The sequence below is a fragment of the Streptomyces thermovulgaris genome (genome assembly GCF_002155915.1).
Lineage (GTDB): Bacteria > Actinomycetota > Actinomycetes > Streptomycetales > Streptomycetaceae > Streptomyces > Streptomyces thermovulgaris.
Map to the genome: position 1 here is coordinate 14,639 of NZ_MUME01000270.1, position 17,153 is coordinate 31,791.

At 73.2% G+C, this 17,153-nt stretch carries 12 protein-coding genes and 1 pseudogene; 12 read left to right on the forward strand and 1 reads right to left on the reverse strand.

What is annotated here, in order from left to right:
- Positions 1-38 precede the first annotated feature (38 nt).
- Positions 39-1,454, forward strand: a complete 1,416-nt coding sequence (locus tag CCN35_RS20495; RefSeq protein WP_086793857.1) for an NAD-dependent malic enzyme — start codon at positions 39-41, stop codon at positions 1,452-1,454.
- Positions 1,455-1,791: 337 nt separating this feature from the next.
- Entirely contained in the window at positions 1,792-2,073 is a 282-nt protein-coding gene (locus CCN35_RS20500) for an HU family DNA-binding protein (protein ID WP_067388069.1), read from the forward strand.
- Positions 2,074-2,483: 410 nt separating this feature from the next.
- Here CCN35_RS20500 and murA read toward each other — a convergent pair whose 3' ends face one another.
- Positions 2,484-3,824, reverse strand: coding sequence for a UDP-N-acetylglucosamine 1-carboxyvinyltransferase (gene murA, locus CCN35_RS20505; RefSeq protein WP_067388071.1), 1,341 nt, complete (start codon positions 3,822-3,824; stop codon positions 2,484-2,486).
- Positions 3,825-4,159: 335 nt separating this feature from the next.
- Between murA and CCN35_RS20510 the strand changes: the two genes are divergently transcribed.
- The 10 genes and pseudogenes from CCN35_RS20510 to CCN35_RS20555 all read left to right on the forward strand — a co-directional run.
- On the forward strand, positions 4,160-4,732 hold the full coding sequence (locus tag CCN35_RS20510) for a YqgE/AlgH family protein (protein ID WP_067388073.1): 573 nt from the start codon (positions 4,160-4,162) through the stop codon (positions 4,730-4,732).
- A 29-nt stretch (positions 4,733-4,761) separates the two neighbouring features.
- A complete protein-coding gene (locus CCN35_RS20515; protein WP_067388079.1) occupies positions 4,762-5,037 on the forward strand; it encodes a DUF3039 domain-containing protein in 276 nt (91 codons plus the stop codon).
- 151 nt (positions 5,038-5,188) lie between these two features.
- Entirely contained in the window at positions 5,189-6,928 is a 1,740-nt protein-coding gene (locus CCN35_RS20520; RefSeq protein ID WP_079129471.1) for a beta-N-acetylhexosaminidase, read from the forward strand.
- Positions 6,929-7,236: 308 nt separating this feature from the next.
- Complete coding sequence (locus CCN35_RS20525) at positions 7,237-8,130, forward strand: FAD binding domain-containing protein (protein ID WP_067388083.1); 894 nt, start codon at positions 7,237-7,239, stop codon at positions 8,128-8,130.
- Positions 8,127-10,256 carry a 2Fe-2S iron-sulfur cluster-binding protein gene (locus CCN35_RS20530; protein ID WP_086793861.1) on the forward strand — a complete coding sequence of 710 codons (2,130 nt, stop codon included), beginning with the start codon at positions 8,127-8,129 and terminating at the stop codon, positions 10,254-10,256. Before CCN35_RS20525 ends, CCN35_RS20530 begins: the two co-directional genes overlap by 4 nt.
- Positions 10,253-12,559, forward strand: a complete 2,307-nt coding sequence (locus tag CCN35_RS20535; protein WP_067388088.1) for a xanthine dehydrogenase family protein molybdopterin-binding subunit — start codon at positions 10,253-10,255, stop codon at positions 12,557-12,559. Before CCN35_RS20530 ends, CCN35_RS20535 begins: the two co-directional genes overlap by 4 nt.
- A 286-nt stretch (positions 12,560-12,845) precedes the next feature.
- Positions 12,846-13,334, forward strand: coding sequence for an SUKH-4 family immunity protein (locus tag CCN35_RS20540; protein WP_086793863.1), 489 nt, complete (start codon positions 12,846-12,848; stop codon positions 13,332-13,334).
- A 121-nt stretch (positions 13,335-13,455) separates the two neighbouring features.
- Complete coding sequence (locus CCN35_RS20545; RefSeq protein ID WP_067388098.1) at positions 13,456-14,919, forward strand: MFS transporter; 1,464 nt, start codon at positions 13,456-13,458, stop codon at positions 14,917-14,919.
- A gap of 107 nt (positions 14,920-15,026) precedes the next feature.
- Positions 15,027-15,287, forward strand: a pseudogene (locus CCN35_RS20550) (type II toxin-antitoxin system death-on-curing family toxin); the annotation flags it as partial.
- A gap of 120 nt (positions 15,288-15,407) precedes the next feature.
- Positions 15,408-17,153 (forward strand): DEAD/DEAH box helicase (locus tag CCN35_RS20555; protein WP_086793865.1); only part of this gene is annotated, 1,746 nt, incomplete at its 3' end.

Below are 17,153 nucleotides of genomic sequence, written 5' to 3' on the forward strand. Positions count from 1 at the left end.
AACCACGCAACATCAGGTGAAAGCAGAGGAAGTCGGTCATGGCAACGGCGCCTAGCGTCTCCTACTCGATGACGATCCGGCTGGAGGTGCCGGCGGGCGGGACCGCCGTATCACAGCTCACCACGGCCGTGGAGTCCTCCGGAGGCTCGGTGACCGGCCTCGACGTCACCGCGTCGGGTCATGAGCGGCTGCGCATCGACGTCACCATCGCGGCCACCTCGACGACGCACGCCCAGGAGATCATCGAGAAGCTGCGCGGCATCGAGGGCGTCACGCTGGGCAAGGTCTCGGACCGCACCTTCCTCATGCATCTCGGCGGCAAGATCGAGATGGCGTCCAAGCACCCCATCCGCAACCGCGACGACCTGTCCATGATCTACACCCCGGGCGTGGCCCGCGTCTGCATGGCGATCGCGGAGAACCCCGAGGACGCCCGCCGCCTGACCATCAAGCGCAACTCCGTCGCGGTGGTGACGGACGGCTCGGCGGTGCTGGGCCTGGGCAACATCGGCCCCAAGGCCGCGCTGCCGGTCATGGAGGGCAAGGCGGCCCTCTTCAAGCGGTTCGCCGGCATCGACGCCTGGCCGCTGTGCCTGGACACCCAGGACGTCGACGAGATCGTCCGGATCGTCAAGGCGATCGCCCCCGGGTTCGCCGGCATCAACCTCGAGGACATCTCCGCACCGCGCTGCTTCGAGATCGAGGCCCGGCTGCGCGAGGCCCTGGACATCCCCGTCTTCCACGACGACCAGCACGGCACCGCGATCGTCGTGCTCGCCGCGCTGACCAACGCACTTCGCGTGGTGGGCAAGGAGATCGACAGCGTGCGCGTGGTGATGTCCGGCGCCGGTGCGGCCGGTACGGCCATCCTCAAGCTGCTGCTCGCGGCCGGCGTGAAGAACGCCGTCGTCGCCGACATCCACGGCGTGGTGCACGCGGACCGCGAGGACCTCGTCGACGCCGCCCCGGACTCGGCGCTGCGCTGGATCGCCGAGAACACCAACCCCGAGAACCTCACCGGCACGCTGAAGGAGGCCGTGCGGGGCGCGGACGTCTTCATCGGGGTCTCGGCGCCCAACGTGATCGACGGCGACGACGTGGCCGCCATGGCCGACGGGGCGATCGTCTTCGCGCTCGCGAACCCCGACCCCGAGGTGGACCCGGCGATCGCCCGTGAGACGGCGGCAGTTGTGGCCACCGGCCGCTCCGACTTCCCCAACCAGATCAACAATGTGCTGGTCTTCCCGGGCGTCTTCCGCGGTCTGCTGGACGCGCAGTCCCGCAGCGTCAACACGGAGATGATGCTGGCCGCCGCGCAGGCCCTCGCCGACGTGGTCACCGAGGACGAGCTCAACCCGAACTACATCATCCCGAGCGTCTTCAACGACAGGGTCGCGAGCACGGTCGCGGGAGCCGTCCGCGCGGCCGCGGAACGCTCCGGGGCGACGGCGTGACGATCACCACGCCGCCGGGAAGGGCGTGATGATCGCCACGGTGCCGGGAAACCGGCGCGTCGCGGGACGCCCGGTGACCGGCGCGGCCTTATCGTGCCTGGGATCGGGCCCTCTTTTCGTGTGACTCCCCAGGGTGTTCTCGCGACTCCTATGAGTGCCGGATTGGCATTGACGCCGCAGGTAGAGGCAGGATGCCACCCTGGGCGCGAGGGTCTGGCTACGGACCTGGGTCCGGGGAATGTCCGAGGGCCCTGGCAGCATTCGGCTTCGCTGTGCCCATCATGCGGCTTCGCCGCGTGGCACGCCGCAACGGCAAGAAGAAAACGGGAGTAACAACATGAACCGCAGTGAGCTGGTGGCCGCGCTGGCCGACCGCGCCGAGGTGACCCGCAAGGACGCCGACGCCGTGCTGGCCGCGTTCGCCGACATCGTCGGCGATGTCGTCTCCAAGGGAGACGAGAAGGTCACCATCCCTGGCTTCCTGACCTTCGAGCGCACCCACCGTGCCGCTCGTACCGCCCGCAACCCCCAGACCGGTGAGCCGATCCAGATCCCGGCCGGCTACAGCGTGAAGGTCTCCGCGGGCAGCAAGCTCAAGGAAGCCGCCAAGGGCAAGTGACCTTGCCGTTCGTACGCCGTGAAACGGCGTACGAGGCCCCGTAGGGCACATCAACGACGTGGGGCGGCCCCCTTCGCCGAAGGGGGCCGCCCCGTCGCCGTACACGCCGTGCTGCGGCCCTGCCGGCCCCGTCGCCGGCCCGGGCCGCCGTCGCACCGTCGTCCTGGCGCCGTGGCGCCGTGGCACCCGTCGTGCCGTGGTGCCGGTGCCGTGCCGTTGTCGTGGTGCCGCCGTGCCGTGCCGCGTGGCCCGTGCCGCCCCGCCGGCGCTTCTGCCGCCGTCCCGCACAGCCGGGAAGCCTCCCGGGCCAGGGGTCCGGGAGGCTTCGTCGTACTGCCGTTGACACGGCCTTCTGCGCCCCGTCCGGGGCCGTTGCGGCCGGGGGTTGCGCACGCCCCGGCCGAGGGGCGTCAGCCGAGCGCCTTGCCGGGCAGCTCGACCTTGGCGCCGAGGTCCACGAGCTTCTCCATGAAGTTCTCGTAGCCGCGGTTGATCAGACCGATGCCGTGGACACGGGAGGTGCCCTGGGCGGCCAGGGCGGCGATCAGGTAGGAGAAGCCGCCGCGCAGGTCCGGGATGACCAGGTCGGCGCCCTGGAGGCGGGTCGGGCCGGAGACCACCGCGGAGTGCAGGAAGTTGCGCTGGCCGAAACGGCAGTCCATGCCGCCCAGGCACTCCCGGTACAGCTGGATGTGCGCGCCCATCTGGTTCAGCGCGGAGGTGAAGCCCAGCCGGGACTCGTACACCGTCTCGTGGATGATCGACAGGCCGGTGGCCTGGGTGAGGGCGACCACCAGCGGCTGCTGCCAGTCGGTCTGGAAGCCGGGGTGCACGTCCGTCTCCAGCGCGATCGACTTCAACTGCCCGCCGGGGTGCCAGAAGCGGATGCCCTCGTCGTCGATCTCGAAGGCGCCGCCCACCTTCCGGTAGGTGTTCAGGAACGTCATCATCGACCGCTGCTGCGCACCGCGGACGTAGATGTTGCCCTCGGTCGCCAGCGCCGCCGACGCCCAGGACGCGGCCTCCAGACGGTCCGGGATCGCCCGGTGGGTGTAACCGCCGAGCCGGTCCACCCCCGTGATGCGGATCGTGCGGTCGGTGTCCATCGCGATGATCGCGCCCATCTTCTGCAGGACGCAGATCAGGTCCTCGATCTCCGGCTCCACGGCCGCGTTGGTCAACTCCGTGACGCCCTCGGCCAGTACGGCCGTCAGCAGCACCTGCTCGGTCGCGCCGACCGACGGATAGGGAAGGCGGATCTTCGCTCCCCGCAGCCCCTTGGGGGCCTCCAGGTACTGGCCGTCGGCGCGCTTCTCGATCACCGCGCCGAACTTCCGCAGCACGTCGAAGTGGAAGTCGATCGGCCGGCCGCCGATGGCGCAGCCGCCCAGCCCCGGGATGAAGGCGTGCCCCAGCCGGTGCAGCAGCGGACCGCAGAACAGGATCGGGATGCGCGACGAACCCGCGTGGGCGTCGATGTCGGCCACGTTCGCGCTCTCCACACGGGTCGGGTCGAGCACCAGCTCACCCGGCTCGTCGCCCGGTCCGACCGTCACGCCGTGCAGTTGCAGCAGACCGCGGACGACCCGCACATCACGGATGTCCGGAACATTGCGCAGACGGCTCGGCTCATCGCCCAGCAGCGCGGCGACCATGGCCTTCGGCACGAGGTTCTTCGCACCGCGGATTCGGATCTCGCCCTCCAGCGGGGTTCCGCCATGGACAAGCAGGACATCGTCGTTGACGGTCATGTATCTCGCGTTCTGGTGAGTTGGGCAGGGAACCGGCCGGTCACTTCGGTCTAGCGGGGCCGGAGGACAGAGTAATGGCCGTACGCACCCCTTCCGTAAGCCTGTCGACGGCCCCGGCCCGGGCCCGGTTCCACCGCAACACGAACCGTCGATCACCGGGTACGCGCGGTCACCGGAACCGCGGATGCGCCGGTTGCGCCCCCGTGCGCCCGCCTGCCGCCCGCCCCCTTCCCGGACGGGGCCTGACCAGGCCGCCTCCCGTGGCCCGGGCTGCTCTCACTCACGTAGCCGGATTGACTCCCCAAGCGAAGGGAAGATGCGGGATCATGTCAGGCATGACCGAGGTGTCCTCGCTCACAGGGCGGCTGCTCGTGGCAACGCCCGCCCTGGCGGACCCGAACTTCGAGCGTGCGGTGGTGCTCCTTCTCGACCACGACGAGGAGGGCTCCCTCGGTGTCGTCCTCAACCGCCCCACCCCCGTGGACGTGGGCGACATCCTGGAAGGCTGGGCGGACCTCGCCGGGGAACCCGGCGTCGTGTTCCAGGGCGGCCCGGTGTCGCTGGACTCCGCGCTCGGTGTCGCCGTCGTCCCCGGCAACGGCTCCGACGAGAACGCCCCGCTGGGCTGGCGCCGGGTGCACGGTGCGATCGGCCTCGTCGACCTGGAGGCGCCCCCCGAGCTGCTGGCCTCCGTCCTCGGCTCGCTGCGGATCTTCGCCGGCTACGCCGGCTGGGGACCCGGCCAGCTGGAGGACGAGCTGGCGGAGGGGGCCTGGTACGTCGTCGAGTCCGAGCCGGGCGACGTCTCCTCCCCGGCCCCCGAGAAACTCTGGCGCGAGGTGCTGCGCCGCCAGCGCAACGAACTGGCGATGGTCGCCACATATCCGGACGACCCGTCGCTCAACTGATGCCGGGCGGCTTCAGTACCCTGTGCTGTATGAGCACTCTCGAGCCCGAGCGCGGCACTGGTACGGGGACCCTCGTCGAGCCGACGCCGCAGGTGTCCCACGGCGATGGTGACCACGAGCGCTTCGCCCACTACGTCCAGAAGGACAAGATCATGGCGAGCGCCCTCGACGGCACGCCCGTCGTGGCGCTCTGCGGCAAGGTATGGGTGCCGGGCCGCGACCCGAAGAAGTACCCCGTGTGCCCGCTGTGCAAGGAGATCTACGACTCCATGGGCAGCGGCGGCGAGGGCGACGACAAGAAGTGACCGGCCACCGGACCGATCGCTGAACCGCCCGCCGCTCGGCTGAGACCCGCAGGCCCCCGAGGCATGTCCCGGGGGTCTGTCCCGTCGGACGGCGTGTGCAGCATGTGCAACGCCCGTTGCGCTGCGTTGTGCCCGGCGCTACCCATGGGGCATGACTGCTTCCCAGGGCTCTCCCCATGGCGCTTCCCACGGCTCTTCCCGGGACCCCCGGGCCTTTCAGGACACGGACGGCCCCCGGGACACGGCCGATGTGATCCCGGCGCCGCGCGCCGTGACCGGCACCCCGGGCCGCGCCGTCCCGCTCGACCGGGAGACCACCCTGTGGGCCGCACCGGGCACCGACGGCACCGAGCGCTGGCTGCGCGCCACCCTCGGCGCCGCCTTCGGCCTGCCCCTTCCGCCCGGCCCCGAGGACGCCCGGAACTCCGTACGGCTGCGTCTGGACGACGCCCTGGAGCCCGAGGGGTACCGGCTCAGCGCCGTCCCCGACCGGGGCGTCGAGATCGCCGGCGGCTCTCCGGCCGGGGTCTTCTGGGGTGCGCAGACCCTGCGCCAGCTGCTCGGACCGGACGCCTTCCGGCGCGCCCCCGTACGGCCCGGCGTCCCCCGCGCGGTCCCGGCCCGGGTCGTCGAGGACGCCCCGCGCTTCCGCTGGCGCGGGCTGCTGCTCGACGTGGCCCGGCACTTCATGCCCAAGGACGGCGTCCTGCGCTACCTCGACCTGATGGCCGCGCACAAACTCAACGTGCTGCACCTGCACTTGACGGACGACCAGGGCTGGCGCATCGAGATCCGGCGCCACCCGGCGCTGACGGAGGTCGGCTCCTGGCGGGCACGGACGAAAATCGGCCATCGGGCGTCCCCGCTGTGGGAGGACAAACCGCACGGCGGCTACTACACCCAGGACGACATCCGGGAGATCGTCGCCTACGCCGCCGAGCGGCACATCAGCGTCATTCCCGAGATCGACGTCCCCGGGCACTCGCAGGCCGCCATCGCCGCCTACCCGGAACTCGGCAACACCGATGTCGTCGACACCTCCGCCCTCACCGTCTGGGACACCTGGGGAGTCAACCCGAACGTACTCGCCCCCACCGACACCACCCTGCGGTTCTACGAGGGCGTCCTCGAGGAGGTGCTCGAGCTGTTCCCCGCGGACGCGACCGGACCCTCCGGGTTCTCGGAGTTCGTCCACATCGGCGGCGACGAGTGCCCCAAGGACCAGTGGCGGGCCTCGCCCACCGCGCAGGCGCGCATCAGGGAGCTCGGACTGGCGGACGAGGACGAGCTGCAGGCGTGGTTCATCGGCCACTTCGACGCCTGGCTCTCCGCACGCGGGCGCCGGCTGATCGGCTGGGACGAGATCCTGGAGGGCGGACTGGCCCCGGGAGCCGCGGTGTCGTCCTGGCGCGGATACGCCGGCGGGATCGCCGCCGCGCGGGCCGGCCACGACGTCGTCATGTGCCCGCAGGAGCACGTGTACTTGGACCACCGCCAGGCCCCGGGCGAGGACGAACCCGTGCCGATCGGATATGTGCGCACTCTGGAGGACGTCTACCGGTTCGAGCCGATTCCTCCCGAACTCGACGCGGACGAGGCCCGGCATGTGCTGGGCACCCAGGCCAATGTGTGGACGGAGGTCCTGGAGGACTCCGCACGCGTGGACTACCAGGCCTTCCCCAGGCTGGCCGCGTTCGCCGAGGTCGCCTGGAGCTCTCTGCCCGCCCCCGCCGAACGGGACTTCGCCGGCTTCGAGCGGCGGATGGCCGCCCACTACCGGCGGCTGGACGCCCTGGGCGTCGGCTACCGGCCGCCCACCGGACCGCGTCCGTGGCAGCGGCGGCCGGGGGTCCTGGGACGGCCCCTCGAGGGGCCGCCGCCGCTGCGGTAGCCGCCCCGGCGGCACGGCGGACGGCGGCACGGCGGACGGTGCCGCGGCGGCCGTCCGCCGGTGCGCATCCGTCTCGAACTGACGCCGGAGAAAAACCGCAAGCGTCAGCGAAGGGCGGAAGTGCGCCTGCATCGGCGAGAGGGTGCCAAATCGGACCATGTCACTGGTGAGGTGGGCGAACATCCCTTAGCGGACCCGTGTCTTCGGCCCCTGCAAAGATGTGCCAGAGTTGCCACGTCCGCACTGTCAGCACGTACCGTACGGCAGCACAGGTGGACCAGAGGGGCAGCGGGAAGGGGCAGCCGGTTTTGACCACGCACGCACCGCAGGCGGGGCAGGGTGTCACGCTGCCCACGACGCTGGACGAGGCCGTGGCGGCACTCACCGCCATGCCCGCCGCGGTTCCCGTGGCGGGTGGCACCGACTTCATGACCGCCGTCAACTCCGGCCAGCTCAGGCCCGCCGCACTGGTCGGCCTGGGCCGGATCAGCGAGATCCGCGGCTGGCAGTACCAGGACGGCCACGCGCTGCTCGGCGCGGGCCTCACACACGCGCGCATGGGGCGACCGGACTTCGCCGCCCTCATTCCCGCCCTCGCGGCGGCGGCACGTGCGGCCGGCCCGCCGCACATCCGCAACGCGGGCACCCTCGGCGGCAACATCGCCTCGGCCGCCCCCACCGGGGACGCGCTGCCGGTGCTGGCCGCCCTGGAGGCGACACTGATCATCGCGGGACCGGGCGGAGCCCGCCGGGAGATCCCGGTGTCGCATCTGCTGGCCGGCGTGGAGATGCTCCGCGCGGGCGAGCTCATCGGCTATGTGCGGGTGCCGCTGCTGCACGCGCCGCAGGTCTTCCTGAAGGCGACCGGCCGCACCGGCCCGGGCCGCGCGGTGGCGTCCGTGGCGCTGGTCCTCGACCCGGCCCGGCGCCAGGTGCGGTGCGCGGTGGGCGCCATAGCGCCGATGCCGCTCAGACCGCTGGACGCCGAGCACTGGGTGGCCCAGCTCATCGACTGGGACAAGGGCCGTGTGATCGTGCCGGAGGCGGTGAACGCCTTCGGGGAGTACGTCGCCGCAGCCTGCATTCCGGACCCGGCCCCGGCCGAGGACGGCACCGTGCAGCAGCTTCCGCCGGCCGTACTGCATCTGCGGCGCACCGTCGCCGCGCTGGCCCGACGAGCATTGGGGAGGGCGCTGTCGTGACCGACGACCAGCACGGAGGAGGTGTCCCGGGCAGCGGCCGCTGGGATCCGCTGCCCCAGGGCGACTACGACGACGGTGCCACCGCGTTCGTGCAGTTGCCCGAGGGCGGCATCGACGCCCTCCTGGCCGCCGACAGCCCGCTCGCCGCGCCCGGGCAGGGCTATGTGCCGCCGCAGTTCACGCCCACGCCGACGGCGGCCACCGACCCGACGGGCACCGGGAATTGGGCCGTGCCGGGCGCTCCCGCCGAGGGTGCCCGCTGGCCCGACCCCAACGCCGTGCCGCAGAACCCGGGCACGCAGGCGGACGACCGGTTCACCTACCCTCCGCAGGCCACCCAGCACTGGACCTTCGACGAGAGCGGGACGGGCCAGGCCGCCGGGGCCCCGCACCTGCCCGGGCAGGGCGTGCCCGGCCAGGGCGCCCCTGGCCAGGGGGCGCACGGCCAGGGAGCACAGGGTCAGGGGGCGCACGGACAAGGCGTGCCCGGGCAGGGGACGCACGGACACGGCGTGCCCGGACAGGGAGCGCCTGCTCAGGGCGCGCCCGGCCAGGACGTGACCGGGCAGTGGTCGATTCCCGTCGCCGGAGGCGACATCCCGGACGAGTCGGGCGAGTTCACCACCTCGTCCCTGATCCAGCAGTGGGGCGGCACCCCTCCGGCCACCCTCCCCGGAGGCGCGCCCGCGCCCTGGGCGACGGAGACGGTGGGCGAGGCCTGGAGCCGTCCGCCCGCCGAGGCGGGGGCGGCCGGGCAGCCGGGCGCCCGGCAGCCGGCGGGCGGCACGCGGACACAGGGGCCGGCCGGGGGCCAGTACGGCGGCACGGGACCCGCCCAGGACGCCTATCCGGCCGGGACCCCGGCGGACGGCGCGCACGGCGGCGAGCGGGCCGCGGACGCCCGTACGGACACCCCTCCCGCGGGGACGCCGCACCCGGGCCCCGCAACGCCCGGACAGGGGACCGCCGCTCCCGCCGCCGCGGGTGCCCAGCAGCCGCCCGCCGCACCCGGACCCGACGCGCAGACCTCGCCCGGAGCCGGGACCGGCCCCGGGACCGGGGCCGGTCCCGCGCAGAGCCCCGCCCCCGGGGCCGGCGAAGCCGCCGCGGCGCCCGCCGAGGGCCCCGCGGAGCCGCCCGCGCAGCCCGGCGCGGCCGATGACGCCGGTCCGGCCTCCCCGGCCCCCGAGGGGCCCGCCGCGGACGCCGGTACCGCCACCCCGCCCCAGGGCACCGCGCTCCCGGACGCACAGGCTGCGGACGCGCCGGGGCAGGGCACGCGGACCCCGGACGCACAGGCTGCGGACGCGCAGACCCCGGATGCACGGACCCCGGACGCCCCGGAGCAGAACACGCAGGCCCCGGACGCGCAGGTCCCGGACGCGCAGGCCCCGGACGCGCAGGGCCGGGACGCGCAGGCCCCGGAGGGCGGCCCGTCCCAGGCCGCGCCCGCCGAGGAGCCGCCCCCCGCGCCGCCGCAGGAGGAGCACCCGCTCGTCTCGTACGTGCTGCGCGTCAACGGGGTGGACCGGCCCGTCACCGACGCCTGGATCGGCGAGTCGCTGCTGTACGTGCTGCGCGAGCGGCTCGGCCTCGCGGGCGCCAAGGACGGCTGCTCGCAGGGCGAGTGCGGCGCCTGCAACGTGCAGGTCGACGGGCGCCTGGTCGCCTCCTGCCTGGTGCCCGCGGCCACCGCGGCCGGCAGCGAGGTCCGCACGGTCGAGGGCCTGGCCGTGGACGGGGAGCTCTCGGACGTCCAGCGGGCGCTCGTCCGCTGCGGTGCGGTCCAGTGCGGCTTCTGCGTGCCCGGCATGGCGATGACCGTGCACGACCTGCTGGAGGGCAACCCGGACCCGACCGAACTGGAGACCCGTCAGGCCCTGTGCGGCAACCTGTGCCGCTGCTCGGGCTACCGGGGCGTCCTGCGGGCCGTCAAGGAGGTCGTCGCCGAACGCGCGGCGGCCGCCGCGGAGGACGACGCCGAACCGGAGGCCGACGCCGGCACCGAGACCGCGGAGCCCCGCATTCCCCACCAGGCGGGACCGGGCGAGGGCGGGGTCCACCCGTCGGCGCTCGAGACCCCGCACCCGCACGACCCCTATGGCCAGGACGGAGGTCAGGCGTGAGCAACGAAGCCGCCACCGCTGCCGCTCCCGAGACCGCTGCCGCGCCCGAGCCGCCGCCGCACGGTCTCGGTTCCTCGCTGCCGGCCGCCGACGCCCGCGCCAAGACGGAGGGCACCTTCCCGTACGCGGCCGACCTGTGGGCCGAGGGCCTGCTGTGGGCGGCCGTGCTGCGCTCCCCGCACCCGTACGCGCGCATCCTGTCCATCGACACCTCGCACGCGCGCGAGATGCCCGGCGTACGGGCCGTCATCACCCACGAGGACGTCCCCGGCCGCCCGGTGTACGGCCGGGGCAAGGCCGACCGCCCGGTGTTCGCCTCGGAGGTCGTGCGCTACCACGGCGAGCCCATCGCGGCCGTCGCCGCCGACCACCCGGACACCGCGCGGATGGCCGCCGCGGCCATCGTCGTCGAGTACGAGGTGCTCGAGCCGGTCACCGACCCCGAGAAGGCCTTCGAGGCCGAGCCGCTGCACCCCGACGGCAACCTGATCCGGCACATCCCGCTGCGCCACGGCGACCCCGAGGCGGTCGGCGAGGTCATCGCCGAGGGCCTGTACCGCATCGGCCGCCAGGACCCGGCCCCCATCGGCGCCGAGGCCGGGCTCGCGGTGCCCCGCCCCGACGGCGGTGTGGAGCTGTACGTGGGCTCCACCGACCCGCACACCGACCGCGACACCCTCGCCGCCTGCTACGGCCTGGAACCCGAGCGCGTGAAGATCGTCGTCACCGGTGTGCCGGGCGCGACGGCCGACCGCGAGGACCAGGGCTTCCAGCTGCCGCTCGGCCTGCTGGCGCTGCGCACCGGCTGCCCGGTGAAGCTGGCGGCGACCCGCGAGGAGTCCTTCCTGGGGCACGCGCACCGCCATCCGACGCTGCTGCGCTACCGCCACCACGCCGACGCCGAGGGCCGGCTGGTGAAGGTCGAGGCGCAGATCCTGCTGGACGCGGGCGCCTACGCCGACACCTCCTCCGACGCCCTGGCCGCCGCCGTGGCCTTCGCCTGCGGCCCCTATGTCGTGCCGAACGCCTTCATCGAGGGCTGGGCGGTGCGCACCAACAACCCGCCCTCCGGCCACGTCCGCGGCGAGGGCGCGATGCAGGTGTGCGCCGCCTACGAGGCGCAGATGGACAAGCTGGCCAAGAAGCTCGGCCTCGACCCGGCGGAGCTGCGGATGCGCAACGTCATGGCGACGGGCGACGTCCTGCCGACCGGCCAGACGGTGACCTGCCCGGCACCGGTCGCCGAACTGCTCCAGGCCGTACGGGAGCACCCCCTGCCCCCTCTGCCCAAGGACATCCCCCAGGAGGAGTGGCTGCTGCCCGGCGGGCCCGAGGGAGCGGGCGAACCGGGCGCGGTGCGCCGGGGCGTGGGCTACGGACTGGGCATGGTGCACATGCTCGGCGCGGAGGGCGCCGACGAGGTCTCCACGGCCACGGTGCGGGTCCAGAACGGGGTCGCCACCGTGCTGTGCGCCGCGGTGGAGACCGGCCAGGGCTTCAGCACGCTCGCCCGGCAGATCGTCCAGGAGACCCTGGGCATCGAAGAGGTCCACGTGGCCCCGGTCGACACCGACCAGCCGCCGGCCGGCGCGGGCTGCCGCGGACGCCACACCTGGGTGTCGGGCGGCGCGGTGGAACGCGCGGCCAAGATGGTCCGCACCCAGCTCCTGCAGCCCCTGGCGCACAAGTTCGGCATGTCCACGGAGCTGCTCCAGATCACGAACGGCAAGATCACCTCGTACGACGGCGTGCTGTCCACGACCGTGACCGAGGCGATGGACGGCAAGGAGCTGTGGGCGACGGCCCAGTGCCGTCCGCATCCCACGGAACCCCTGGACGAGGCCGGCCAGGGCGACGCGTTCGTGGGCCTGGCCTTCTGCGCGATCCGCGCGGTGGTGGACGTGGACATCGAGATGGGCACGGTCCGGGTGGTGGAGCTGGCCGTGGCCCAGGACGTCGGCCGGGTCCTGAACCCCGCCCAGCTGGCGGCCCGGATCGAGGCGGGCGTCACCCAGGGCGTGGGCATCGCCCTCACGGAGAACCTGCGCACCCCGCGCGGGCTGGTCCGCCATCCGGACCTCACCGGCTACGCCCTGCCCACGGCCCTGGACGTCCCCGACATCCAGATCGTGAAGCTGGTCGAGGAGCGGGACGTCGTCGCCCCCTTCGGCGCCAAGGCGGTCAGCGCGGTACCGGTCGTGGCGACCCCGGCGGCCATCGCCTCCGCGGTGCGCGCCGCCACGGGCCGTCCCGTCAACCGCCTGCCGATCCGCCCCCAGGCGGCGGTCGTGACGAACCCCTAGGCAGGACCTTCCCCCGGACAGGGCCTTCGGTCCCGCCGGTCCGAAGGCGGCCGGTGCCGAGGGGGAACGCCGGGGGCCCGTCCGGCGTCTTCCCTTCAGGGGCGTGGCCGGCGACCGCCGGTGGCCGTGCACGGTCGTCCACGGCGGTGCGTGGATCGTCCGTGGCCGCCGGCGGTTGTCAGCGGCGCGGCGTAATGTTCCGGGCCGTGAGGACGACGGCCCTCGCCGGGACGGTGTGCCGCAGCGCGCCCCGCCCGGCACCCGAACCGATCCGTACAGGGGAGCGATGAGCACGACCTGCACCGCCGCCGCGGTGATCACCCGGCCCTCGTCCGGACTGGCCCTCGACCTGCCCGTGCGTCTGCTGCGCCAGGAGTTCGGCCAGGGCCGTGTCGTCCGCTTCGAGGAGGTCGACTTCCCCGCCACGCTCACCCACGGGCCGACCCGCCGCTTCCTGCGCGACACGGGCCTGCCCGAGGACGGCTTCCTGCTGCACCTGGACACCGAGGTGTCGCTGCCGACCCTCGCCGAGTTCTACGCGGAGGAGCAGCCCGACGCCTGCCCGCCTCCCGCGCTCCCGCCCCGCGCCGACCGCCTGATACGCCTGGGCCGCCTCGTGGACGGCAACAGCCTGCTGGTCGACGGCACCACGGGCAGGGTCGGCCTCTGGGACGAGAGCCGGGCCGCGGTGTCCCCGCTCGCCAAGGACGTCTCCGTCCTCACCCTCACCCTCTGGCTGCTGCACCGCTCTCTCAGGGCCCGCACGCCCCGCTGACGACGCCGGCAACACCGGTTTCAGGAACCCGCCTTGGACCCCGGCCGTAGGACCAAGGTCGCAGATCATGAGCGACTTCCGACAGGCGCCGAAGGGGGATGCGCCTTCTACGCTGGCCGTCATGAGTGCCCTGGAACCGCACGACACCGACGTCGCGCCCACAACCGACGGAAACCGACTGCACGACGAGCCCGCCGACACCGTGCTGGGCCGGACCTACCGGGCGCTGAGCATCGGGATCGTGTCCGTCGTGCTGCTGATCGCCTTCGAGGCGACGGCCGTCGGCACGGCCATGCCCGTGGCGGCGCGCGAGCTGGACGGGGTGTCGCTGTACGCGTTCGCGTTCTCGGGATTCTTCACCACGAGCCTGTTCGGGATGGTGCTCGCCGGCCAGTGGTCGGACCGGCGGGGACCGCTCGGGCCGCTGACCGCGGGCATCGGCTCGTTCGTGGCGGGGCTGCTGCTGGCCGGGACGGCGGGCGCGATGTGGGTGTTCATCCTGGGGCGTGCCGTGCAGGGACTCGGCGGCGGACTGGTGATCGTCGCCCTGTACGTGGTCGTCGGCCGGGCCTACCCCGAACGGCTGCGGCCGTCGATCATGGCGGCGTTCGCGGCGGCCTGGGTGGTCCCGTCGATCGTCGGCCCCCTCGCCTCGGGCGCGGTGACCGAGCACATCGGCTGGCGCTGGGTGTTCATCGGCATCCCGGTGCTGGTCGTGTTCCCCCTGGCGGTCGCCCTGCCGCAGATACGGCGGCGGGCGGCCGGCCCGGTGGGGGAGTCCGAGGGGGAGCGGGCCTCCTTCGACCTGCGGCGCGTCCGGCTCGCCCTCGGTGTCTCCGTGGGCGCCGGGCTGCTGCAGTACGCGGCCCAGGACCTGCGGTGGCTGTCGCTGCTGCCCGGAGCGGCGGGGGCCGTGCTGCTGGTGCCGGCCGTGCTGAGGCTGATGCCCCGCGGCACCTACCGGGCGGCGCGCGGACTGCCGTCCGTGGTGCTGCTGCGCGGGCTCGCGGGCGGCTCCTTCATCGCCGCCGAGTCCTTCGTGCCGCTGATGCTCGTCACCCAGCGGGGGCTGTCCCCGACGCTGGCCGGGTTCTCCCTCGCGGCGGGCGGCGCCACCTGGGCGCTGGGCTCGTGGGTGCAGTCGCGGCCGAGGATGGCGCCGTACCGGGAGCGGCTGATGACCCTGGGGATGCTGCTGGTGGCCGCGGCCATCGCCACCGCCCCCAGTGTGCTGATCGACGCCGTGCCCGTCTGGACGGTCGCCGTCGCCTGGGGCTTCGGCTGCTTCGGCATGGGCCTGGTCATCGCCTCCACCAGCGTGCTGCTGCTGCGTCTGTCCGCGCCCGAGGAGGCCGGCATCAACTCCGCGGCCCTGCAGATCTCCGACGCCCTGTCCAATGTCGTCCTCCTCGCCGCGGGCGGTGCCGCCTTCGCCGCCCTGGGCGGCGGCATGGTCGCCCACACGACCGCGACGGCCGCCGGCTCCCCCTCCCACCCGGCCGCGTTCGCGGCGGTGTTCCTGCCGATGGCGGGGGTGGCGCTGGTGGGGGCGTGGGTGACGCGGAGGCTGCGGGTCCACTCCTGAGTGGTACCACTTTGGTACCACCGTGGTGGTGGCGTTTCCGGCATGGCCATGAACCCGCGTCTCCGCGACGACCGGAGGGAGGCACTCGGGCTGCGCGCCGAGCAGGAGTCGGACAGGAGGCGTATCCCGACCTGTTCGGCAAAGCTGCGGCGCTCCTGCGGTCGCCGGCCGTCAATCGCCCCTTCGTCGACGGGAACAAGCGCACGGCCTGGGTGTCCTGTGTCGTCTTCCCGGCCATGAACGGCGTGCAGCTGCGCCCCGACATCGACGCCGCCGAGCGCCTGGTCATCGCCGTGTCGACGGGCGCCTGGGAGGAGGTCGAGGTGATCGGGGAGGCATTGCGGGAGCTCGCGGAGCAGGACGTGTGAGCTGAGTCCCATCCCGGGGAGCGATCCGGCCACGTGACCACGGTGACGCACGGGCCGTCGATAAGGTGGCCCGGTCGTCAGACACAGCCGAGCCGTCCGAGCACCGACGAACAGGAGACCGTGACCATCACCGCCCCCACCTCCTCCCACCACCTCTCACCCGCCTTCCCCGGTCGCGCCCCCTGGGGCACCGCCAGCAAGCTGCGCGCCTGGCAGCAGGCCGCGATGGACAAGTACATCCAGACGCAGCCGCGCGACTTCCTGGCGGTGGCCACCCCCGGCGCCGGAAAGACGACCTTCGCACTGACGCTGGCCTCCTGGCTGCTGCACCACCACATCGTCCAGCAGGTCACCGTGGTCGCGCCGACCGAACACCTGAAGAAGCAGTGGGCGGAGGCGGCCGCGCGGATCGGGATCAGGCTGGACCCGGAGTACAGCGCGGGGCCGCTCGGCAAGGAGTACCACGGGGTCGCCGTGACCTACGCGGGCGTCGGCGTCCGGCCCATGCTGCACCGCAACCGCGTCGAGCAGCGCAAGACCCTCGTCATCCTCGACGAGATCCACCACGCGGGCGACACCAAGTCCTGGGGCGAGGCCTGCCTGGAGGCGTTCGAACCCGCGACCCGGCGGCTCGCCCTGACCGGTACGCCGTTCCGGTCGGACACCAACCCCATCCCCTTCGTGACCTACGAGGAGGGCCCGGACGGCATCCGGCGCTCGGCCGCCGACTACACCTACGGCTACGGCTCCGCCCTCGCCGACGGCGTGGTCCGCCCCGTCATCTTCCTCTCCTACAGCGGCAACATGCGCTGGCGGACGAAGACGGGCGACGAGGTCGTGGCCAAACTGGGCGAGCCGATGACCAAGGACGCGATCAGCCAGGCCTGGCGCACCGCGCTCGACCCGCGCGGCGAGTGGATGCCGGCCGTGCTGCGCGCCGCGGACCGGCGGCTGACCGAGGTCCGCAAGGCCATCCCGGACGCCGGCGCCCTGGTCATCGCCTCCGACCAGGACTCCGCCCGCGCCTACGCCAAGCTGCTCCACGAGATCACCGGCGACCGTCCGACGCTCGTCCTCTCCGACGACGCCGGCGCCTCGAAGAAGATCGACGAGTTCAGCAACAACGACGACCGCTGGATGGTGGCCGTCCGCATGGTGTCCGAGGGCGTCGACGTGCCCCGGCTCACGGTCGGGGTGTACGCCACGACCATCTCCACCCCGCTCTTCTTCGCCCAGGCCGTCGGCCGTTTCGTACGGTCCCGGCGGCGCGGCGAGACCGCCTCCGTCTTCCTGCCGACCATCCCGGACCTGCTCACCTTCGCCAACGAGATGGAGGTCGAGCGCGACCACGCCCTCGACAGACCGAAGAAGGAGGGCGAGGAGGACCCCTACGCCGAGTCCGAGAAGGAGATGGAGGAGGCGAACCGGGAGCAGGACGAGAACACCGGCGAGCAGGACATGCTGCCCTTCGAGGCGCTGGAGTCCGACGCCGTCTTCGACCGGGTCCTCTACGACGGCGCCGAGTTCGGCATGCAGGCCCACCCGGGCAGCGAGGAGGAGCAGGACTACCTCGGCATCCCGGGCCTGCTGGAGCCCGAGCAGGTGCAGCTGCTGCTGCAGAAGCGGCAGGCCCGGCAGATCGCGCACAGCCGCAGGAAGCCGGCCGAGAAGGCCGATCTGCTCGAACTGCCCGCCGACCGGCGGCCGGTGGTCACCCACAAGGAGCTGATGGAGCTGCGCCGGAAGCTCAACTCGCTGGTCGGCGCGTACGCCCACCAGAGCGGCAAGCCGCACGGAGTGATCCACACCGAACTGCGCCGGGTGTGCGGGGGCCCGCCCACCGCGCACCCGGCGCAGTTCGGTGTG